Annotated in this window: 22 protein-coding genes and 1 pseudogene; 3 read left to right on the plus strand and 20 right to left on the minus strand. The window is 36.1% G+C overall.

Translation table 11 applies throughout. The features are described from left to right. Window positions 1-340 precede the first annotated feature (340 nt). From BR72_RS17600 to BR72_RS17630, 7 genes are read right to left on the minus strand one after another with little or no spacing between them, the layout of a single operon-like run. The gene (locus BR72_RS17600; protein WP_035435018.1) at window positions 341-1,321 is read right to left on the minus strand and encodes a biotin--[acetyl-CoA-carboxylase] ligase; all 981 of its coding nucleotides are present in this window, start codon (window positions 1,319-1,321) and stop codon (window positions 341-343) included. Continuing rightward, a complete protein-coding gene (locus tag BR72_RS17605; RefSeq protein ID WP_035435021.1) occupies window positions 1,306-2,499 on the minus strand; it encodes a CCA tRNA nucleotidyltransferase in 1,194 nt (397 codons plus the stop codon). The genes BR72_RS17600 and BR72_RS17605 overlap by 16 nt, the downstream gene beginning before the upstream one ends. Then, window positions 2,486-3,631: an N-acetyl-alpha-D-glucosaminyl L-malate synthase BshA gene (gene bshA / locus BR72_RS17610; RefSeq protein WP_035435023.1), complete on the minus strand. Its 1,146-nt coding sequence runs from the start codon at window positions 3,629-3,631 to the stop codon at window positions 2,486-2,488. The genes BR72_RS17605 and bshA overlap by 14 nt, the downstream gene beginning before the upstream one ends. Continuing rightward, window positions 3,628-4,332 carry a bacillithiol biosynthesis deacetylase BshB1 gene (bshB1, locus tag BR72_RS17615; protein WP_035435025.1) on the minus strand — a complete coding sequence of 235 codons (705 nt, stop codon included), beginning with the start codon at window positions 4,330-4,332 and terminating at the stop codon, window positions 3,628-3,630. The genes bshA and bshB1 overlap by 4 nt, the downstream gene beginning before the upstream one ends. 1 nt (window position 4,333) lies before the next feature. Next, window positions 4,334-4,738 (minus strand): methylglyoxal synthase, encoded by a 405-nt coding sequence (gene mgsA / locus BR72_RS17620; RefSeq protein ID WP_020059582.1) that lies wholly within the window; start codon window positions 4,736-4,738, stop codon window positions 4,334-4,336. A 15-nt stretch (window positions 4,739-4,753) separates the two neighbouring features. After that, window positions 4,754-5,554 carry a 4-hydroxy-tetrahydrodipicolinate reductase gene (dapB, locus tag BR72_RS17625; protein ID WP_035435028.1) on the minus strand — a complete coding sequence of 267 codons (801 nt, stop codon included), beginning with the start codon at window positions 5,552-5,554 and terminating at the stop codon, window positions 4,754-4,756. After that, window positions 5,554-5,895, minus strand: coding sequence for a nucleotide pyrophosphohydrolase (locus BR72_RS17630; protein WP_035435029.1), 342 nt, complete (start codon window positions 5,893-5,895; stop codon window positions 5,554-5,556). Before BR72_RS17630 ends, dapB begins: the two co-directional genes overlap by 1 nt. Before the next feature lie 236 nt (window positions 5,896-6,131). Here BR72_RS17630 and BR72_RS17640 point away from each other — a divergent pair, with 236 nt between their 5' ends. The 3 genes and pseudogenes from BR72_RS17640 to BR72_RS17650 all read left to right on the plus strand — a co-directional run bounded on the left by BR72_RS17640 (window position 6,132) and on the right by BR72_RS17650 (window position 9,104). Then, window positions 6,132-7,013 carry a YitT family protein gene (locus BR72_RS17640; RefSeq protein WP_035435033.1) on the plus strand — a complete coding sequence of 294 codons (882 nt, stop codon included), beginning with the start codon at window positions 6,132-6,134 and terminating at the stop codon, window positions 7,011-7,013. Between the two features lie 427 nt (window positions 7,014-7,440). Continuing rightward, window positions 7,441-8,151, plus strand: a pseudogene (locus tag BR72_RS17645) (hypothetical protein); the annotation flags it as partial. Window positions 8,152-8,471: 320 nt separating this feature from the next. Further along, window positions 8,472-9,104: a hypothetical protein gene (locus BR72_RS17650; RefSeq protein WP_035435037.1), complete on the plus strand. Its 633-nt coding sequence runs from the start codon at window positions 8,472-8,474 to the stop codon at window positions 9,102-9,104. Between the two features lie 408 nt (window positions 9,105-9,512). Here the strand turns inward: BR72_RS17650 and BR72_RS17655 are convergent, their stop codons facing one another. The 13 genes from BR72_RS17655 to hisC all read right to left on the minus strand — a co-directional run bounded on the left by BR72_RS17655 (window position 9,513) and on the right by hisC (window position 21,180). Then, a complete protein-coding gene (locus tag BR72_RS17655; protein WP_035435631.1) occupies window positions 9,513-10,154 on the minus strand; it encodes a uracil-DNA glycosylase in 642 nt (213 codons plus the stop codon). 433 nt (window positions 10,155-10,587) lie between these two features. Continuing rightward, complete coding sequence (locus tag BR72_RS17660) at window positions 10,588-11,271, minus strand: zinc metallopeptidase (protein WP_035435039.1); 684 nt, start codon at window positions 11,269-11,271, stop codon at window positions 10,588-10,590. A gap of 118 nt (window positions 11,272-11,389) precedes the next feature. After that, complete coding sequence (ypjB, locus tag BR72_RS17665) at window positions 11,390-12,172, minus strand: sporulation protein YpjB (RefSeq protein ID WP_035435040.1); 783 nt, start codon at window positions 12,170-12,172, stop codon at window positions 11,390-11,392. 85 nt (window positions 12,173-12,257) lie between these two features. Further along, on the minus strand, window positions 12,258-12,956 hold the full coding sequence (gene lit, locus BR72_RS17670) for a lipoprotein intramolecular transacylase Lit (protein WP_035435043.1): 699 nt from the start codon (window positions 12,954-12,956) through the stop codon (window positions 12,258-12,260). Window positions 12,957-13,089: 133 nt separating this feature from the next. After that, window positions 13,090-13,680: a lipoprotein heptaprenylglyceryl N-acetyltransferase LhaT gene (locus BR72_RS17675; protein ID WP_035435044.1), complete on the minus strand. Its 591-nt coding sequence runs from the start codon at window positions 13,678-13,680 to the stop codon at window positions 13,090-13,092. A gap of 238 nt (window positions 13,681-13,918) precedes the next feature. Further along, entirely contained in the window at window positions 13,919-14,686 is a 768-nt protein-coding gene (locus tag BR72_RS17680; protein ID WP_035435047.1) for a menaquinol-cytochrome c reductase cytochrome b/c subunit, read from the minus strand. A gap of 46 nt (window positions 14,687-14,732) precedes the next feature. Then, window positions 14,733-15,407, minus strand: coding sequence for a menaquinol-cytochrome c reductase cytochrome b subunit (gene qcrB / locus BR72_RS17685; protein WP_035435049.1), 675 nt, complete (start codon window positions 15,405-15,407; stop codon window positions 14,733-14,735). After that, the gene (qcrA, locus tag BR72_RS17690) at window positions 15,408-15,920 is read right to left on the minus strand and encodes a menaquinol-cytochrome c reductase iron-sulfur subunit (protein ID WP_035435052.1); all 513 of its coding nucleotides are present in this window, start codon (window positions 15,918-15,920) and stop codon (window positions 15,408-15,410) included. A gap of 140 nt (window positions 15,921-16,060) precedes the next feature. Further along, complete coding sequence (locus BR72_RS17695) at window positions 16,061-16,519, minus strand: YpiF family protein (RefSeq protein ID WP_035435056.1); 459 nt, start codon at window positions 16,517-16,519, stop codon at window positions 16,061-16,063. Window positions 16,520-16,701: 182 nt separating this feature from the next. Then, entirely contained in the window at window positions 16,702-17,238 is a 537-nt protein-coding gene (locus BR72_RS17700; protein WP_035435058.1) for a ReoY family proteolytic degradation factor, read from the minus strand. A gap of 75 nt (window positions 17,239-17,313) precedes the next feature. Beyond that, window positions 17,314-18,576 (minus strand): tetratricopeptide repeat protein, encoded by a 1,263-nt coding sequence (locus BR72_RS17705; protein WP_035435060.1) that lies wholly within the window; start codon window positions 18,574-18,576, stop codon window positions 17,314-17,316. 91 nt (window positions 18,577-18,667) lie between these two features. Then, a complete protein-coding gene (gene aroA, locus BR72_RS17710) occupies window positions 18,668-19,957 on the minus strand; it encodes a 3-phosphoshikimate 1-carboxyvinyltransferase (RefSeq protein ID WP_035435632.1) in 1,290 nt (429 codons plus the stop codon). A 110-nt stretch (window positions 19,958-20,067) separates the two neighbouring features. Next, on the minus strand, window positions 20,068-21,180 hold the full coding sequence (hisC, locus tag BR72_RS17715) for a histidinol-phosphate transaminase (RefSeq protein WP_035435063.1): 1,113 nt from the start codon (window positions 21,178-21,180) through the stop codon (window positions 20,068-20,070). Between the last annotated feature and the right edge of the window lie 10 nt (window positions 21,181-21,190).

A 21,190-nucleotide genomic window follows, 5' to 3' on the forward strand; every position in this document is an offset into this window, starting at 1 on the left:
GCCGGATGAAAAAACATATAAAAAAACCCTTCTGACCGTAAAAAGGCAGAAGGGTAGTATCATTCGGCAATATTCATCCCTCTGTCCTAGTCCTATTTTGGATCAAGGCAGAACCACATGTTTATTTTGATTTTCCCACATAGCGGTGCAGTTCCTATTGATACTGCCCATATTCGCCCTTATTATAACAAATAGCAAAACATAATTGCTATACTTTTCTAAAAAAGAAAATCATTTTCACATATAATAGCCCTTTGCTTTTTTTAGCAAAGGGCTCTATATAAATACAAATCTAATGAACAATAAATATGAAAGAAATGAAAAATAGCTTCTAAACGTTTCACTTTACTTCAATATCTGCGGAATGAATATGATGTACAATCCCGTCATGATCTTCAAGTACAAGGACACCGTCAGCTGTAATTCCTTTTGCAATTCCCGTAATTGTATTTGTCATCGTCCGCGCTGTAATTTCTTTTCCGATACTCACAGCGTAACTTTCCCAAAGAAGCTTAATCACTGAAAAACCACGTTCTAAATATTCTTTATATAGCTTTTCCATCTGCAAAAAGATTTGCTGCATCAGTTCAGCTCGTACAATCATTTTTCCGGATTCAATTGCTAATGAGGTAGCTATGTGCTGGATATCTTCAGCAAAATGCTCTTGCTTTTGATTCACATTAATGCCAATTCCAATAATAACAGCATTAATTTTATCAGGATCTGCTTGCATTTCTGTTAAAATGCCAACTACTTTCTTCCCATTAATTAAAATATCGTTCGGCCATTTAATGCCAACAGAAAGATTTGTGCATTTTTCAATAGCCTGCGCTACGCTCACGGCGGCTAACAATGTTAATTGCGGTGCTTGATGAATCGGAATTGCCGGGCGCAAAATAATGCTCATCCAAATTCCTGTCCCTTTTGGTGAGTACCACTTTCTGCTCAATCGGCCACGACCTGCTGTTTGCTCCTCTGCAACAACAATGGTTCCTTCAGCCGCTCCTTCATAAGCAAGACGAGCTGCGATTTGCTGTGTAGATGTTACTGACTCTTCAAAGTATACCGTTCGGCCTAGAAACTCTGTTTGTAAGCCAAGCTGAATTTCATTTGCCGTTACTTTGTCTGGTTTACTTGCAATCCGGTACCCTAAGCGTCTTACAGCTTCTAGCTCATATCCTTCTTCTCTAAGGACCTCCATGTGCTTCCACACAGCTGTTCTTGAGCATCCAAGCTTCTCACTAATCGTTTGACCTGATAGAAACTCATCATTAGCTTCAGAGAGGATTTGCAATAACTGTTTTCTTATAGCAGATTGCATCTATGCAGCCACTCCTTTATATACTCTTTCTCATTTTTTAATCGTCCGGATACAACTTCTTCTTCAATTTTTTGCAATGCATCAGCAACCCACGGTCCGGCTTGTTCCGTTGACCATGCTAATAAATCATTGCCACTAACTTGCAACTCTTGACGATTTGAAATTGGTAAGTCTTCATATACCTTTTCGACACGCTCAACATTCGAATGTAAATATGTATTCATTACGCCTTCGTATACGCGCTCCGCCATAACAGCAACATCTTTCCCTGCTTTATATAATAAAAATGCATCCCACTCTTGTTTTTCTCGTGCTTTTACATATAATATAACGGATACAATCTCTTTAATTTTTTTATTTGAGAATTTCCATTGTCGTAAAAAAACAGATGGATGTTCTTCTCTAACACAATATAAAAAGAACGCCCACGCTTCAATATCATTTTTAAAAAAGCTCCAATTATGCTCGGCCGCTTTTGAAATGAAGTCTCCGCACATTTGTAAATAAGGTAAATGCTCATATAATTTCGTTTCTACTAATAGCTGAAGTCCTTTTGCACAATGTGTACCGACAAGTAACTTTTCAAATTCAACTGCAATTCTTTCGATTGCGATATGTTCTAGTAAATGTCCATATTCTATAATGGCTTGTTTTGTTCTTTCTTCTAATGTAAAACCTAGTGAACTAACAAAGCGAATACCGCGCATCATTCGAAGAGCATCTTCTTGAAAACGGTCAACTGAATTTCCAACAGTTGCGATTTCCTTCTTGGCAATCGCTTCTTGTCCGCCAAATAAATCAACGATTTCTCCCGTTTCTTTCATTGCAATTGCATTCATTGTAAAATCACGGCGCTGCAAATCTTCATCTAACGAACGAACAAACTGCACACTGCTAGGACGCCTGAAATCTTCATAATCGCCTTCTGTTCGAAATGTCGTCACTTCATATGGAATGTCTTCTTGTAAAACAATAACCGTCCCGTGTTCAATTCCAACAGGAACGTGACGCGGAAATAGACGCATTACATCTTCCGGCAGAGCCGATGTCGCAATATCGATATCACCAATTGATCTACCAATAATATAATCGCGGACACTCCCACCTACAAAATAAGCTTCAAAGCCGTTCTCTGTTAACGTCTTAATAATTGAAGCTGCTCGTTTAAATCGTTGCATGTTTGTCATCCCTTAGTATGTCATAGTATATTGCTTCATATTGTGAAACAATCATTTCTGAGCCAAATTGTTCATACGCCACTTGGATAGAACGCTCGGCCATTTTAGCATGTAATGTATCATCTTGAAGAAGCTGCACAGCTTGCTGCGAAACGCATTCTATATCTCCTACTTCACATATGTATCCCGTTTCTCCGTGTTGAATGACTTCTGGAATCCCGCCAGTACGTGTAGCAATACAAGGGACACCGCACGCCATTGCCTCAAGTAATACGAGTCCAAAACTTTCCTTTTCAGACAACAGAAGCATGAGATCACTCATCGCCAAAAGCTCTGCCACATTATCTTGTTTCCCTAAAAATAAAACCTGATTCTCGATATCTAAATGCTTTACAAGCTGTACAATGGTACAAAACTCAGGACCATCACCAACGAGTAATAGTTTTGCTTTTACTTGTTTTACAATGAGAGCAAATGATTTCACAACATCCTGAACACGCTTTACTTTACGAAAGTTCGAAATATGAATTAATACTTTTTCGTCTTCTTGTATACCATATTCTTTTATTAATTGTGACATATCACGCTGAAAATACACACGCTCATCAATAAAATTATAAACTGTTTGAATTTCTTTTTTTGTTTTTATTAATTCATACGTTTCTTCAATAAGTGAATGTGAGACAGCTGTCACAACATCAGATTGCTCAATTCCAAAACGAATTAAATTATTTAAAGAAGGATCAGACCCGAGTACTGTGATGTCTGTTCCGTGCAATGTCGTGACAATTTTAATATTCTCTCCAATCATTTGCTTTGCCAAATATGCGCAAACCGCATGCGGAATTGCATAATGTACATGCAATATATCTAACTTTTCTCTCTGTGCTACTTCTGCCATTTTACTTGCTAACGCTAAGTCATACGGAGGGTATTGGAAAACAGAATATTGATTCACTGTTACTTCATGAAAATAAATATTCGGATATACTTTATTTAAACGAAATGGCAATCCTGATGTAATAAAGTGAATTTCATGTCCACGCTCTGCTAACAACTTTCCTAATTCCGTTCCAACCACTCCAGAACCGCCAACAGAAGGATAACAAGTAATCCCTATTTTTAATTTCATTTTACTCCCCCTATTAAATCTTGATCTAATAGAATTGGTCTTTTGCTCATAAACCCTTCTGCATACATCACGCCAACTTCTTTTCCAAACATTTTTTCCCGTGCTACAACTGTCTCAACATATCCTTCCGTCAATGGCGTCATAACACCGCCTGGCCCTTTAGTAAATTGACTTTCATATGCCTCTAACGCAGCGATCTTGTCAGAAATAGAAGAACTAATATCAATGCAAAAATCTGGTTTATGAAAACCATTAATCATATAAAAATTGAGTGATTGCACACGATGCGGCGGAAATTCCGGCATATATTTACGAATTCCCGCTGAGAAAATGGCTTCTTCTACAAGTTTGGCGCAATTCGCATGATCTGGGTGACGATCTTCATAAAATGGTACGAATACAATTTGTGGTTTATATGTACGGATGATTTTCACGATTTCTTGAATATACTCTTCCTTCATATAGAGGCCTCGGTCTGGCATCGCTAAGTTCATACGTTTTTTGACACCAAGTGTGTGAGCAGCTTTCATTGCTTCCTGTTTTCGCAGCTCTACCGTTCCATTAGAAGAAAGATTTGCCTCAGTTAAATCACAAATCCCTACTTCATATCCTTGTTTTGTATATTTTGCTATCGTGCCTGCCATGCCAATTTCAACGTCATCGGCATGGGCACCAAAAGCTAATATATGTAATCCGTTCATGTTATTCCCCTCGTTTTCGTAACTTTCGATAATCTAAATCGCCACGCTCTAATGCATGCATTAAAAGCTCCGCACTTGCCATATTCGTTGCAAGCGGAATGGAATATACATCACATAAACGAAGAAGTGCATTCACGTCAGGTTCATGTGGCTGTGATGTCAACGGATCACGGAAGAAGATCACCATGTCTAAATCATTTTTTGCAATCATTGCACCAATTTCCTGATCTCCACCAAGCGGACCAGATTGGTATCTTGTCACAGACATACCTGTCGCCTCCATAATTCGAAGACCAGTCGTTCCTGTTGCAAACAACATATGCTTTTCTAAAATAGGTTGGTATGCATATGCAAACGAGACCATATCATTTTTCTTTTTATCATGGGCAATTAAGGCAATCTTCATCTTCATTTTTCCCCTTTAGTCAATAATATTTTCTAAACCATATACAAGATGATCTAAGTTCATCACTGTTTCAATAGAAAGTTTTACTCCTGACATAAATGATGCACGGTTAAAAGAATCATGACGAATTGTTAACATTTGTCCATCTCCGCCAAATAGTACTTCTTGATGTGCAATTAATCCTGGTAAACGTACGCTATGAATATGAATACCATCAACATTTGCACCGCGTGCACCTTCTAATTGTTCTGTTTCATTTGGATGTCCTTGTTGTTTTGACTCACGATTTTGACGAATTAAATCCGCTGTTTTCACAGCTGTACCAGACGGAGCATCTAATTTTTGGTCGTGATGTAATTCAATAATCTCAACATCTTGGAAATATTTCGCTGCCATTTGCGAAAACTTCATCATTAAAACAGCTCCAACTGCAAAGTTTGGTGCAATGATTGTACCAACTTGTTTTTCTTTTGCCGTTTCTGTTAATTGTTGTAATTCATCTTCTGTAAAGCCTGTTGTTCCGATGACAGAACGAATTCCTCGCTCTACTGCAAGTGTTACATGTTTTTTTCCGATTTCTGGTGTTGTTAAATCTAGCAAAACATCCGCTTCTACTTCATCTAAACAAGTATGTAAATCTGTATAAATTGGAGCATCTATGTTAGGCAATCCAGCAATGTCAGAAATTTTCTTGCCACCATGTTTATAATCAACAGCAGCAACTAAATTGAAATGCGGTGTTCTTTCCATAAGAAGTACCGCCTCATGCCCCATACGGCCTCTCGGTCCTGCAATAATTACTTTAATTTCTTTCATTATTCTTTCTCTCCCTCTTCTTTACGTGTCCAGCGATCCTTATCACGCGTATTAAACTTTTCCATAACTATATTATGAGCTGTTTCTAAATCGATGTTTAAGCTATTTGCCATACAAATCATCACAAATAATACATCTCCAAGCTCTTCTTCAATTGTACGCTCTTTTTCTGTGCTTTTCTTTGGTTTTTCACCATAATAATGATTAATTTCCCTCGCAAGCTCCCCCATCTCTTCTGTCAAACGAGCTAGCATTGCAAGCGGACTAAAGTATCCTTCTTTAAATTGACCAATATATGCATCTACTTCCTTTTGCAGATCTTTCATTGTTTTTTGTTCCATGATGTTCACCTCTAATCCTTCCATTATCATGTTAGCCAATTCATAACGATTTGACAAATGTTATCGCTTATTTATCACGTTTTTGAGGATACAAATCCCTTTCTAATCTTGAATGAACAGTTCCCTCTATCTCCATGATTAATATGTGTGAAGTTTTCTTGCCAATTTTTCTATATATTACGTATACTATCCATAAGAACAAGCTGTGATTATCACTACATACTAGGGGGATTCGCATGAAATTAAATTTAAAAATTCGAAACATTCTTTTCATCCTAATTGGTTCTGCTATTTTCTCATTTGGTATCGTTAATTTTAATATTGAAAACCATTTAGCAGAAGGCGGCTTTACTGGGATTACATTGCTGCTTTACTTTCAATTTTCACTGGATCCTTCCTATACAAACTTACTCTTAAATATACCAATCTTTTTTATCGGTTGGAAAATGCTCGGTCGTACAACATTTTTGTACACATTAATCGGGACATTTAGTGTTTCATTATTTCTTTGGGTGTTCCAGCGCTATGATGCGTTTAATTTACATTTAAACCTCCAAAATGATATGACACTCGCCGCTTTATTTGCTGGTTTATTTATCGGGGTTGGATTAGGAATCATTTTCAAGTATGGTGGTACAACAGGTGGTGTTGATATTATTGCACGACTTGCTCATAAATATATCGGCTGGAGTATGGGGAAAACGATGTTTATGTTTGATGCCGTAGTCATTATCATCTCAATCCTTACATATTTATCATACCGAGAAGGAATGTATACATTAGTTGCTGTCTTTATCGGAGCAAAAGTCATTGATTTTATGCAAGAAGGTGCGTACGCTGCAAAAGGAGCAACAATTATATCTGAGAAAAATGATGAAATAGCCGAAAAAATATTATCAGAGATGGACCGCGGAGCAACTTTCTTAAAAGGAATTGGTACATACACAAAAATAGAACGACATGTTTTATATTGCGTTGTTGCGAAAAATGAAATCGTAAAACTGAAAAGTATTATTACATCTGTTGATCCTCATGCTTTCGTTGCTGTAAGTGATGTGCATGATGTTGTTGGGGAAGGGTTTACATTAGATGAGAATAAAAACCCGTTACATAATTAATTATGTAGATTCTTCGCAATCACTCATTTTCTTTCTAAACAAAAGACAAGAAAAGATTTCGAACACGAGAACCTTTCTTGTCTTTTTGAATTTTAAAAGAAAAATTTTGTTTTTTATTGTCCTAAAAAGCCTTCATTGGGTCACTTTACCCGTCGTACTTTTTAGAATTTTCATGATTTAAAGAACTAATTATTACTAGATTAAACCAGTTTTTTTATTGTATTATATTTCCTAGAGATTATATATTACATTAGGGAGTGGAGCTATTTGACTACTGAAACTCTTATGTTATCAAGTAAAGAAGTATATGTATTAATCAGTCTGTTTCATCATGAAACAATGATTAAAATTGAAAGTTCACTCGATAATTGGTTGGATGTTAGGTAAAAATGCATACAAATAATAAAATAAAATCTTTTTATTTTTCATGAGGTGCATAATGGACAAATATAACGGCAACAACATAGAAGATTGTATACAAATATTAATACCATACGATATAAGAAATATTGTCGGGGCCTTCGTATGGTTTTTTATGAATTTTTTTCTACTCATCATTCTATTCATATTTCCACCGCACGCTATATATTCTTACGCGGCTCTTCCGTTTTATGTGATATGTAATCTATGGAGTATTTGGATTTTGATTTATAAGCCTCGGCAGCCTCAATTGCAGCATTTACTATATTCCGGATTTGTCGCATTCAGTATTTTATTTTGCAGCTTTATAGCTGTTCAAAAGTTAGCTTACGAATTCGTAGAACTAGAGTCACCTTTATTTTTTATCCTATCGCTGATTGCATATGGCTTAATTGTTTATAAATCCGAGTTATTCTGGATTGAATATTTTACAGCCCGCTTAAGAGGGATAACTGATCCAGATGTAAAAATTCCTAAAATCGTACTTTTTTCAGGCTTAGGCTATATGATTGGGCAAGTTAGTATTGGGATTTTGAGCCAAAAATCTATAGCGATTGTGTTGATCATTATCTTATCATTTGTTTCAATTGTTTTCCTGGCTCTAAGTACCCATTTGTATTTTTACTTTGATTTCAAAAAACAATTCATTATTTCAGGACATTCAAACATATTACATTCTCAAAAGAAGCCTAAACTTACAAGAAAGGAAAGAAGACAACACTATTAGATTATGAAACGAAAGCATAACGATAAAGAGACAGCTTAACATATAAATACCACTATACCCCCTCTTTTAGGCGGAGAGCGCAACTGGCCGTGCATAGAAGCGGTCATTCGGTATTTAAAACGAAGGGAGAAAATGAATGCAAGTCATGTTGTATTCTACATAACGGTGACTTATAAAGAAAAGTGGAGCCGACTGTTTAGGCAGAACTAGACAAAGATGTCGAAAAATGAAAATAGATTTATAAAGAGACAATATAATCAGTCATAGGCTCTGCACTAGAAAAACGAGTTGAATTTTATGGGGAGATTTATATGGAAAAATATCATGGAAAAAGCACAGAACAAATTATGCAAACATTGATGCCCTTTAGTGTTAGATCAAGTGTCATTATGGTATGGGTTGTTATTAACTTTATGGTCTTAACACCATTTTTATTTCCTCCGACCTTTACCATATATTTATATATAATTTTACCTTTTCTTTTGATATCTAATATATGGGGTATTTGGGTATTTTTTCATAAACCACATGAGTTAAGATTGGTACACATATTATATAATGGATTCATGGGAGCAACTTTTTCTTTCGGAAGCTTCATAGTGATTCAAAAATTTGCTTATACTTTTATTAAGATTGAAACACCGCTGTTTTTTATTGTTACTTTTTCTCTTTACATTTTTACAATTTACAAACTAATTTCCCTTGGAATAAAAAGTTTTTTAAGACGATTAAACAATGAGGAAAAAGACAACATAAAAATTTCTCCAATTGTGTATGTTTCAGGGCTGGGATATATTATTGGGCAGATATGTATAGGTTCATTATCGCAAAATGGTTTAGCAATCCTCTTAATTTTAATCTTTTCTTTACTGGCTGTTGTGTTTGGTATATATGGTATACATCTTTATTTTTATTTTGATCTAAAAAAGCAAAAAACAAGTTAGATTCCTTTAATTCTCAACATAAAACAAATACTAAACTTACAAGAAAAGAAAGAAGACAATAATATCGGATTATAAAACAATAGCATAACGATAAAGAAGGTAGCTTAACATATAAATGTTAATTAAAAAACCAACACAAACCCTCTCTTTTTAGAGGAAGAGAGCAACTGGCCGTACATAGAAGCGGCCAGATCCTTTTCCTGCCACAGCCATGTTTAAGGAAAAAATGAGTGCAAATTCTGTTGTATTCTACATAGCAGCGACTTATAAAGAAAAGCGGAGCCGACTGTTTAGGCCCGTTGGCTAAGGGTCTTTCACACAGAAGATGTTTTTTACCTTCTCGTGTGGAAGGTTCTTAGACATGAGGGCTTAGGAGGCAGAGCTAGACAAAGATGTCGAAGCATGAAACTAAATATGCTCCCTCAACTTTTCTAAATCCTCATGAATCAAATCCAATAAACTACGATTATAAAAGATTGAAGCGGGGTGGAATGTCGGGAAAATTGTATAGGTTTTCTCTGTCCAAGTATAGGTTGTGCTATTAGGATTTTCTAGTCGCCGAACAGGTTGCGTAAACAATTGACCGTGCATCTCTGACACCTTTTTATCTGAACCAACTAAACGTTTGAGGGCAATGTTTCCGAGTGTAACAATAATAGGTGCATGAATATGCTCAATTTCGTAATCTAAAATTGAAGCGTGAGCAAGTATTTCCTGCTGATTTGGCGTACGGTTGTACTTACGCTTCACAATTTCTCCATTCCTTTCTCGTTTCTCGCCCCATTTATACGGACGACTACGTACTGCACTCGTAATGTATACTTCTTCCCTTGTTATACCAATTCTCTCAAGAAAGTCCATAAGCTGTTTACCAGCTCTTCCGCTAAAAGGGATCCCGTTATGAAATTCTGTTTCACCCGGCGCTTCTCCTACAAGCATCAATTTTGGATTTTGTGGTCCTTGTCCATATACAAAGCCTTCAACAGGATAGGAAGACATTCGCTCTCTTGCTTGCTTCACTAATTGCTCTGGATATTTCATGTTTATCACCTCTTGCATGTTATACTTTTATTAAAGTACAATTTGAAACGTCCTTGAACATGGAACCTACCGCCTAAAACTCAAATTACACAAGCGATACCCTGTCTTTGAAAGTAACATGATAACTGCCCGTTTCCTTACATTTCTCCGCTAATTGTAGTCTTCCTTCAGTACTTAATAGGCTCGGCGTATATTTTCTAAGTAAATAAACTAAACAGTCGGCTCCGCTTTTCTTTATAATTCGCTGCTACGCAAAATATAATATACTCACTACTAGCTTGCTCCTTTTGTTTTAAACATTGCATGTGACAAACAAAGAACTAACTGTTTCTATGCACAGCCAGATGCTCTCATCCCCGCCTAAAAAGAAAGTTTTTATACCTTTTTATATAATCATAAAAACAAAAATCCAAAAGAAAAAGACTATCAAAATCGATAGCCTTTAATCATCATTACGTTGCATTCCTGTATAAATTAATACGAGACGAAGCAGTTCAAATACTGCTACGGCCGCTGCCGCAACATACGTAAGAGCTGCTGCATTTAATACTTTACGAGCTTGACCATATTCATCCGTTGTTACAATACCAAGCGCTTCAATTTGCTTCATTGCCCGTTTTGATGCATCAAATTCAACTGGTAATGTAACAAGCTGGAATAACACTCCGCCTGCTATCAAAATAATTCCTAATAACAACAAATTTGCCATATGTGCAAACAAACCAATCATAATAAAAACCCACGACATGTTTGAACCAAAATTTGCGATAGGAACAAGCGAATGACGGACTCTCATAAAACTATAATCTTTTGCGTCTTGAATCGCATGTCCAACTTCGTGTGCAGCTACTGCCGTACCAGCAACAGAATGACTATAATAGTTACCTGTCGATAAACGAACTGTTTTCGATCTTGGATCATAGTGATCAGATAAATGCCCTGGCGTTTCCTCTACCGCTACATTATACAAACCATTCTCATCTAAAATCTTACGAGCCACTTCTGCTCCTGTCATACCAGAAGTTGAATACACTTGTGAGTATTTACTATATGCGCTGCGTACTCTAGACTGTGCATACATCGGTATGATCATGATGATAGCAAAGTAAATTAAGTAGAAACCCATCATGAACCTCCCATTGAATTTTATTATATAGTAATAACCATTCTATTTTTTTCCCATAACATTGTCAACAAAGAAACCTTACAACATAGCTTTTATCTTTCACTTCGTTTGAAAAAAACTATCTATTTTTGGAATGAAGCGTACTTTTTTGTTTTTCTTTTTCTCCTTTATATTTTCTCCAGCCCACATAAGTTAATGTAAAAATAATAATTCCACCCGTTACAGTCATAAACCATATAAGTGAAGAATCTACCTCATCCTTTTTCGCTGTACGAAAAATTTTTGTCAAATCATCTTTTATTATTTTCACTTGCGTTTGTCCGTTCTTATTTTGGATCATCATATAACGAAATTCATCTAAGTATGACAAATGAGAATTCACACGTTGCAACTCTTCTTCAGACAAATCAACCATTAAACTTGGATAAATAATATCAAACTCATGCAAAAATACGTTTAATGCCTCTTGAAAATGATCATGCTCTTCCTTTTGCATTGCATTTTCAATTTTCCCAAATGTACTCATCACATTTTCTTCTCGTTCCACCCAAAGCGGCTGATATTTCGACACTTCTGCATCCATCACAAGACGAAGCGCGAGCACATCATCTATTTTTATTTGTTTATTAATCCCTTGTCGTTCTAATGATTGTAGTGCTTTATCATAAGCAAGAGAAATTACACGAATATGCTCCGGTGCTATTTTCTTTTTTTGATCAATCGTTAAAAATTGTTTTGAAAAATATGTTAACAGTTGCGTCGCTTTGTCATACTCTTCTTGTTTCACCAATTGCAACGAGTCATCTAATAACTCAGTTATCTCATTCCAACTAGCTGCATATATCCGAACAGGAAACAATATAAACATAAACGCTATGATTCCAGCTAATACTTTTTTCATTCTTGTCCCCCCTATAGCTTCTAGTTCAATATATGAACAAGTGGACAAGAATAGACCTTGAACCTATTACAATGAAAGTAAGAGGTTAATTTTCTGATGAGGCATTACAATTTTCTATATGTAATCCTCTCTTTTTTATAAAAAAACGATATAGAAAATAACAACAAGCACTTCCAAGCAAAATCAGTAACAAAATGATACAGGCTGCATGCATAAAGAATTGTTCTGGTAACATACGAATAATCGGATCAGTATCTGGATCAAACAACCAATAATCGTTTTGAAAAAGAAGTTCATGAAAAAATACAAAACTCTTTTCAAAATTGATTGCGATTGGGAGTATGAGTGCGATCGGAAAAATAATTGTAAAAATCGCTGCATGGAGCAAAACCTTTTCCTTTTGTTTTCGTATAAGATAAACTCCTCCGATAAAAGATATACAAATACCTATGTACATAGCATATTGAATGGCAACAAGAATATTTTTCACATCAACAAAATGAATCCTTCCCTTCTCAGACATTTCTAAAGTTGGGAAATGTAATGGTTTATGATAAAAAGGAGAAAGATAAGTAATAAGCGCATCATAATTTTGAATAATTGCTTCTTTTGTCATACTTGCCATTTGCGGTATATTTAACATATCAATCTCTACGTAATAAATTCCTTTCCCATATACAACACACATAACTGCAATTGAGAAAATACTAAAAGCAATACAAAAAGGAACAACACATAATAAGACTCCGTTCCAAATTTTCGAATATACGCTGTGTGAATTCATTCCTCTGCTCCATTCCCTATTTTTTATTTATCCCGCTATTAAGATAGTTTTGGGGATAACTGCCCGTAAAAGCCCGATTGGTGAGAACTTTCCATCAGTGGGGATAACCCGCCCCACTGATGGAAGTTTCACTTTACAAAGAAAGCGTTAATCTTTTTTCTCTTAGACAAAAATAATATGTAGTAGCCAATACAACGATACTAAGCCAAAATGTAAAATAGCCAATTTGGCGGTCATACATATACATAACACTATATTTCGGCATTTGTCCCCATACATAATCGATAACATCATTATGTAATGTCCAAATAACTGTAATGATAAAATGCCAATATTTTATTCGATAAAATGGTGCGTATAAAAGTCCTTGTACAGCCATTGCCATATGAAAAACAATGAGTATATATCCTCCTATCCCAATATATCCAGTTACAATAAGAGTTAATACATTTACTACAACAGCCCAAATTCCATATTTGATTAATGTTACCACCGCTAAAGCTTCCATTAGTCCCCAATTTTTCTTTTGTATAAACGCAATTAATACAAACACAAAAAACAAACTTGCTGTTGGACTATCTGGAACAAACGGCCAAAAAATAGCCGGCGTTTCTATTAGTTGATTTTTATACCAAATATACCCATAAATTGTTCCTAATATATTAATAATGAGCAAAATCCATAGAAAAGAACGTTGTCTTAATAACAAATAAATATATGCCAAAATAGAACTACCTCAACTTTCCAAAATGAACATCACTGTGATGCATAAACTGTAGCATGAATGCATTTGGTTACAACCCTACTGCTATTGACGAGGAATAACCCCCACTAATAAGAGTCTTACTTTATTATAGCAAATTCTCTTCCTAAAATAGAAAAACTGACTACAAAATTGTAGTCAGCTCTTATTTATCCCGCTATTCGCGGACATTAAGACCTCCACTGATGGAAGTTTCACTTTATTTTTTGTTATATTTTCCAATAAATTCCGACATTTTTTTCAACTCTTCATCTGTTCCTTTAAAAACCCCTTTTGGCATTGCGCCTTTTCCATCTTTTGCAATTTTTGCAATTTCTTCTGGCTTTAATGTCAAATTTTGCAATGCTGGAGCTGCTGCTCCCCCTTGTAAGTTTTCACCGTGACAAGTTAAACATGTATTTTTTTGCATAAGTTTATAACCGTCATCATTTTTATCAACTTGTACCGTTTTTACAATCGCACCTTGTTTTTTTGCAGCTGCCCAGTCATGCGTAGCAACAGATTCCCACGTTAGGAAAACGATAGATGCCAATGCTAAAAGCATAAATCCTGTTGCAACTGGACGCTTAAATGGTCTGCGTTCTGGCCCCCGATCAAGAAATGGAGCAAGTAATAATGCGCCAAATGCGATACCCGGCATAATAAATGCACCAATGACCGTATACGGACCAGATGCGTAAGAATATTTTAACAATTGGTATAGAAATAAGAAATACCAGTCTGGAAGTGGTATATAACCTGTATCTGTAGGATCTGCAATTCTTTCCAATGGCGATGGATGCGCCACCGTCAAACAAAGATAGCCAATTAAAAAGACTGCACCAACCATCCACTCTTTTAATAAAAAGTTTGGCCAAAATGCTTCCGTTTTCCCTGGATACTCCGAGTAATCTTTTGGAATATTCGGTTTTCTAACAGCAGGTACTCGCGAGTCTCCGACAAACTTCATTCCTTTGCCGCGATGCATAGTCTCCCTCCTTTAATTATATTCTCCCTTTAAATCTAATATCATCTTATAGCGGACCAGAAATACCTTGTTTGCGAATCATAAGGAAGTGAACTGCCATTAATCCGAGAAGTGCAGCTGGCAAGAAGAATACGTGAATAGCAAAGAAGCGAGTTAATGTTTGAGCACCGACAATTTCGGAGTGGCCGGCAAGCAACGTTTTTACATAAGGTCCAATAAGTGGTGTTTGTTCTGCAATTTGAATCCCTACTTTAGTTGCGAATAATGCCTTCATATCCCATGGTAATAAATATCCTGTAAAACCTAATCCTAACATAACAAAGAAAATAAGAACTCCAACAATCCAGTTTAATTCACGAGGCTTTTTATAAGCACCTTGAAAGAAAACTCGAAGTGTATGTAAAAACATCATCACGATAACGAGACTAGCTCCCCAGTGATGCATACCGCGAACAATTTGTCCATATGCCACTTCATTTTGTAAGTAATAGACAGATTCCCACGCATTTTTTATATCTGGTACATAATACATTGTCAAAAACATTCCTGATAAAATTTGAATAACAGTTACAAAAAATGTAAGACCACCAAAGCAGTAAACAAAGGCAGAAAAGTGATGCGCTGGGTTCACATGTTCCGGCACTTCATGGTCTGCAATATCGCGCCACAAAGGCGTAATATCAAGCCGTTCATCTACCCAATCATAAATTTTATTTAACATCTACTTTGCCCCCCCTTGTGGCTTCGCTTTCCCTAAATAAAGCGTTCCATCTTTCACCTTTGACTCATACACATCAAGCGGCGCAAGCGGAGGTGTTCCCTTTATGTTCTTTCCATCTTTCGAATAACGCCCCCCGTGACACGGGCAATAAAATTGATTTGGATGTGACTTGTCCGAATTCCAGTTTACTGTACATCCTAAATGCTTACAAATTGGAGAAAATGCCACAATGTCTCCGCTTTCATCTTTGTGTACCCAAGCTGACTTTGGTTCTTCTGATTTATACCAACCGTCAACTTGTTTCACCTTAAAATCGAAGCGTTTCGGTTCAGTCGTAATATCTTTCACCTGCGCGACTGGAACCATCTCTCCCCCTGCTTCTTTCCTTAGAACTGGGTCAAGCGCAAAACGCGTCATTGGCATTAAAATCCCTGCCGCCATAAATCCTCCTACACCTGTAAGAGTGTAGTTCAAAAACTGCCTTCTTGACACCCTGTGTTCTCTCTCACTCACGAAAATTTCCCCCCTCTATCAGAAATTGTCCCCCGTGAAAAATTGAAATAAAAGATAAAAACTAGGACACTATCATGATATAATACCCTACTACATTGGTCAATATTATACTAATTCAAATAATCAAAACCTTCTATTAATTATTTATTTTCCCATTTTTCAGTCAATATTTCCATAATATTTTTTATTTGTGCATGAACTATTTCTCTTTTTGCTTGATCACTAAGCTGGTTTAATGGTAGTGCTGGTAAACAAAATAATTGTTCTGATAAATCGTGCTCCATTTCTTTCCAAGAAAAATCACTTGTAATTAGCGCAATATGCTTCAAGTCTTTCTCTTTTAAATAGTTCGTCCATTCACATAGACGTTGGCGCTCACTTACATACGCTCCTTCTACATACGTAAATGGTGGTAATAAGAATACTCTACCTTTATACTCTCTCTCTAGCTCTCTAGTTAAAGTAGAAATAAATTCTCCTTCTACAGCAGCTGTCTTCATTCCCTTTTCAAACGAAACTGAAAGAAGCGGTATAATTCCTGTATCAATATATTCTCTCGATTTTTCATATTGTTCTACATCTGCTACAGCCCATTTCAACGTAATACCCTCCTTTTCCCTTTATTTCTCCTCTAACAATGTAATTCAACTGATTACAAAAAATTCACTTTATTTCTATTAAACCATACAGATAAAGGTAAAAAAAGAAAAACCATCTATAAAAGACGGTTTTTCTTTGGAATAGTCTAAAAATTGTCAAAATTGATTTTTCATAAAGAAATTTATAAGCGTTTTAACTCGTCTGTTAACTTGCGAAATGCTTCTTCATCTTGAGTATCAAGTGCTTCATCAATTAATTTCAAAAGTCGTTCTTTCCGAAATGAATATACGCTTTCCTCTAAAAATCGCTCTGCTAATAAACGATCTTTTTCATTTATTTCGATATTCTTCGGTAAATATGGGTTTTCTTCTAACACCGCAACATAGTTCGTATTTTGGAAAGATGACTTAAAGTTAAGTTGAATATAAATATCTTCATCTCTGTTTAGGCGAATATCATGAAAGGATTTTTCTGCATCAGTCGTCATTACATTTTGTTTATAAAAATGAAACGGTAAATCTTTCACACAATTTGCTGACATCACTAGCCCACGCGGACAATATTTCGCATGCTCTACAAAATGCACCTTATCCATTAATTGATCGTGACTCATTAAATAATTTAAAATCCAAACACATTCTCGCTGTTTCAGTTGATAATTATTTAAAAACCATTTTACGAAATCTTTCTTTTCGTTCACAGAAACAGGGGTATTCATCGCACTTAATCCCTCCTCTGCCCTTCTTTATTTACTTATTTACATTCAAGAAGTAGCATTAAGTTTCCTTCTGACTTAAGAAAAATCTTCTAAATTATATAATAATTCTTCGATATGTGTTTGCGTTGGATCTAGTTGTAATAAGCATATAAATACTTCTTTCGCCTCTTTTCGCAATCCCTCTTCTAACAAGAAGTAGCCGTACTCCTCTAAGAAGTCTGGATGATTCTTAAAAGAAGTATATGCACTTTGGTAATGTTTTAATGCATCTGAATACAATTCTAATTGTTTTTTCGCATAAGCAATATCCCAAAGTAATTGTGTGTCCATTTCTCCGTTATCAATGGCTTTTTCTACAACAGTTATAATCTCTTCGTATCTTTCTTCTTCCTTTAAGATGTATGAATATTTTAATATAGCCCCTAAATGTGAAGGATCGAGCTCTAACGCTTTTTTAAGCGCATCTTCCGCTTCATTTCTTCTCCCTAGTTTCGCTGCAATGTTAGCAAACTCTACATAAAACGGTACCGATAATTCATCAATTTTTATTCCTTCTTGAAGCGTTTCATAACTCTCCTGAAGCATCCCTTCTTTTTCATAGCATTTTGCCAAATACATATATAAAGAAGCATACTCTGGATCTAACTCTTTTAATTCTTCCCATACACTGATTGCTCTTTGATACTGTTCTCCTTGATAAAGCGTAAACGCAAATCCAAATAAGGAATGAATGTCCTTCTGCTCTTCTAAACCTTCCTCATAATAAGAAATCGCTTCAGCCCATTGCCCAAGTGCACTTAAATTTTCAGCCAAGCGAAGTGCAACAATAACACCGCCCATTACTTTATGTTCTGGAAGTAATGATTCATAATATGAAATCGCCTTACTATCTTCACCTTTACTGCTATATAATTCCCCTAGTCCAAAAGCAACCACTGGCTCGTCTGGCATCATTGCTTTCGCTTTTAATAGTTTTTGTTCTGCTACTTCGTCAAAACCTTGCATTTGATATAAATCAGATGCAAGCAGTAGAGATTGCACATATAATTCATCATCCTCAGGAATATCGTGAAGTACTTCAATGGCTTCATCTTCTTTATCTAAATCAATATATAACTCTGCTAAAAATAGCGTGAATTCACTTTCTTCTGGATATAGCAAACGTAGGTCTTCAGCTATTTCTAGCGCTTGATCTATAAACCCTAGCGTATAGTAATAACGAGCAATATCGTACTTTTCTTCATCCGTACTTTGTTTTACTTGTTCTGCTAATAGTTGTAACCCTTTCTCTACTTCTCCGTTTTCAATATATGAAACAGCTTTTTCAAACTTTTGCATAACTCGCTCCTTCTGTATAAATACTTATGTAAACTTCATAATAAACAACTGTTTCTATGTAATCAACCATCATGATGAGGAAAAGATTCTTCTAGCTTTGCAACATGTGTAACTGTTGAAAGAAATTTGGATACGACACAGCTACAGCATCACTATTTTCAATGATAACTTCTCCATCTGCTATGCACGCTGCAATTCCTAACATCATACCAATGCGATGATCTCCATAACTATTTACCACATTTCCATGTAATTGCACTTTACCACGCACAATCATACCATCTTCTGTCGCTTCAATATTTGCACCCAATTTTTTTAATTCATTCACAACTGTATCAATACGATTCGTTTCTTTTACTTTTAATTCTTCTGCATCCTTAATTACAGTTATCCCTTCAGCTTGCGTTGCTAACAATGCTATAATGGGAATTTCATCAATGAGTCTTGGGATGAGCGCACCACCAATCTCTATCCCTCTTAGCTGTGAAGCTTCAACTGTAATATCACCGCACGGTTCAAATTCTTCATTTCTTATATTATCTATGGATAAATTGGCACCCATTTGGGATAGTACATCAAGAATTCCAGTTCTTGTTGGATTTAATCCTACATTTTTCAGTACAATTTTACTATTTGATACAATTGCACCTGCTGCTAAGAAAAAGGCCGCTGAAGAGATATCTCCTGGCACCTCAATATTCGTGCTAGAGAGCTTTTGTCCCCCCTGTAATGATGCAGTTAATCCGTCAACCGTAACACCGCAACCAAATGCACGTAGCATACGCTCTGTATGATCACGAGATTGTAATGGTTCTGTCACAGTTGTCACGCTTTCCCCTTGTAATCCTGCTAGGAGTACAGCTGATTTCACCTGTGCGCTTGCTACAGGTGAAGAATAATGGATACCTTTTATATTCCCTCCCCGAATCGACAGGGGAGTATACTGTCCATCTTCTCTTCCATCAATTTTCGCACCCATTTGACGAAGGGGTTCTACAACACGTTTCATCGGGCGTTTTCCAATTGAAGCATCTCCAATAATTGTACAATGGAATGGTACATTTGCGAGTATACCAAGCATTAACCGAATTGTCGTCCCTGAATTCCCAACATCTAGTACTTCCGTTGGTTCTGTTAATCCTTGCAATCCTTTTCCATATACAGTGACATCGGTACCATTTTGCTCAATCGTAATGCCTAACTTTTGAAAACAAGCAATCGTATTTAAGCAATCTTCACCTTGAAGAAAATTTGTAATCTTCGTTACTCCTTCTGCAATCGCACCAAACATGACAGCACGATGAGAAATGGATTTATCTCCAGGAATAAAAATCGTCCCGTTTAATCCATTCTTAATCTTTGTTAATCGTTTCACCTCTATCACCTCGTTACTATTCACCTATGTATTCTCTCTTTATTGTACTTCTTTTTTTCTTCTTTTCGCAAATAAGATGAAAGAAACGACTCCAATTCATGGAGCCGTTTCTTTTCTTATGAATATGTTTCTTCTTTTCTCACATTTTTTTCCATAAGCTCAGTAAGCACTGCAATAATTTCAGCATTCTCTTCTTTCGTTCCAACCGTAATACGGATACCATTTGGTAGGCCAAGTGGACCACCAGAACGAACGATGTATCCTTTTTGCAATAATCCTTCAAAGACCTCATCACCTGGAAGTCCAAGACCTAAAAAGATAAAATTCGCTTGCGATGGATAATAGAACACCTGATACTTCTCACAAAAGTCGTAATATTGCTGCAATCCTTCATTATTCACTTTTACACACTCTTGTAAAAACGCTTGGTCTTCAACAGCTGCTTGCGCAACTACTTGTGCAATTGATGACGTATTAAATGGTAATCTAGCGATTTCTAATGAACGCATTAACTTTTCATTTCCCACTGCATAACCAATGCGGAATGACGCTAATCCATATGCTTTTGAAAATGTGCGCAATACCATAAGATTTTCATACTTCTCTAGAAGTGGTAATGTTTGCGGATAATCATTCGCCACAGCATATTCATAGTACGCTTCATCCATAATAACAAGTGTTTTTTTCGGAACTGCCTCTAAGAATGAAAGTAATTGTGTTTCTGCTACATATGTTCCAGTCGGATTATTCGGGTTACAAACCCATACAATTCGTGTATGCTCATCAATTTTTGCAAGCATTGCCTCTAAATCATGTGTACCATCTTTTAAAGGTACTTCGCGCACTTCCGCTTTTTCAATAACGGCATGATGACGATATTGCGAAAATGTCGGCTTTGCCATGACAACATTTGTTCCTTCTTGTAAAAGAGCACGGCTAATCATTTGAATGACTTCATCTAAACCGCTGCCAAATAAAATTTGTTCTCCTTTCACACGAAGATGCGCTGCTAATGTTTCACGAAGAGCATACGCCCCGCCGTCCGGATAGAGCGCATATTGCCCAGCTAACGATGCCAACACTTCATCTACTCGTTTTGAGCATCCAAATGGATTTTCATTTGACGCTAGTTTCACAATTTTAGATAGTCCATATTGTCTCTTTACTTCCTCAATATTTCTTCCTGGCACATACGCTTTGAGCGACAATAACTGCTCTTTTACTTTCATTCGAATTCCT

Origin of the sequence: Bacillus sp. UNC322MFChir4.1, from assembly GCF_000746135.1 — a bacterium.
In the GTDB taxonomy this organism is placed as follows: domain Bacteria; phylum Bacillota; class Bacilli; order Bacillales; family Bacillaceae_G; genus Bacillus_A.

Excerpts from the sequence above, each read along its gene's own strand:
- BR72_RS17705 (WP_035435060.1), bottom strand. The coding sequence starts at position 18,576 with ATGCAAAAGTTTGAAAAAGCTGTTTCATATATTGAAAACGGAGAAGTA.
- BR72_RS17660 (WP_035435039.1), bottom strand. The coding sequence starts at position 11,271 with ATGGGTTTCTACTTAATTTACTTTGCTATCATCATGATCATACCGATG.
- BR72_RS17640 (WP_035435033.1), top strand. The coding sequence starts at position 6,132 with ATGAAATTAAATTTAAAAATTCGAAACATTCTTTTCATCCTAATTGGT.
- BR72_RS17600 (WP_035435018.1), bottom strand. The coding sequence starts at position 1,321 with ATGCAATCTGCTATAAGAAAACAGTTATTGCAAATCCTCTCTGAAGCT.
- BR72_RS17650 (WP_035435037.1), top strand. The coding sequence starts at position 8,472 with ATGGAAAAATATCATGGAAAAAGCACAGAACAAATTATGCAAACATTG.
- ypjB (WP_035435040.1), bottom strand. The coding sequence starts at position 12,172 with ATGAAAAAAGTATTAGCTGGAATCATAGCGTTTATGTTTATATTGTTT.
- mgsA (WP_020059582.1), bottom strand. The coding sequence starts at position 4,738 with ATGAAGATTGCCTTAATTGCCCATGATAAAAAGAAAAATGATATGGTC.
- BR72_RS17680 (WP_035435047.1), bottom strand. The coding sequence starts at position 14,686 with ATGCATCGCGGCAAAGGAATGAAGTTTGTCGGAGACTCGCGAGTACCT.
- bshB1 (WP_035435025.1), bottom strand. The coding sequence starts at position 4,332 with ATGAACGGATTACATATATTAGCTTTTGGTGCCCATGCCGATGACGTT.
- lit (WP_035435043.1), bottom strand. The coding sequence starts at position 12,956 with ATGAATTCACACAGCGTATATTCGAAAATTTGGAACGGAGTCTTATTA.
- bshA (WP_035435023.1), bottom strand. The coding sequence starts at position 3,631 with ATGAAATTAAAAATAGGGATTACTTGTTATCCTTCTGTTGGCGGTTCT.
- BR72_RS17605 (WP_035435021.1), bottom strand. The coding sequence starts at position 2,499 with ATGCAACGATTTAAACGAGCAGCTTCAATTATTAAGACGTTAACAGAG.
- dapB (WP_035435028.1), bottom strand. The coding sequence starts at position 5,554 with ATGAAAGAAATTAAAGTAATTATTGCAGGACCGAGAGGCCGTATGGGG.
- hisC (WP_035435063.1), bottom strand. The coding sequence starts at position 21,180 with ATGAAAGTAAAAGAGCAGTTATTGTCGCTCAAAGCGTATGTGCCAGGA.
- BR72_RS17630 (WP_035435029.1), bottom strand. The coding sequence starts at position 5,895 with ATGGAACAAAAAACAATGAAAGATCTGCAAAAGGAAGTAGATGCATAT.
- qcrB (WP_035435049.1), bottom strand. The coding sequence starts at position 15,407 with ATGTTAAATAAAATTTATGATTGGGTAGATGAACGGCTTGATATTACG.
- BR72_RS17700 (WP_035435058.1), bottom strand. The coding sequence starts at position 17,238 with ATGAATACCCCTGTTTCTGTGAACGAAAAGAAAGATTTCGTAAAATGG.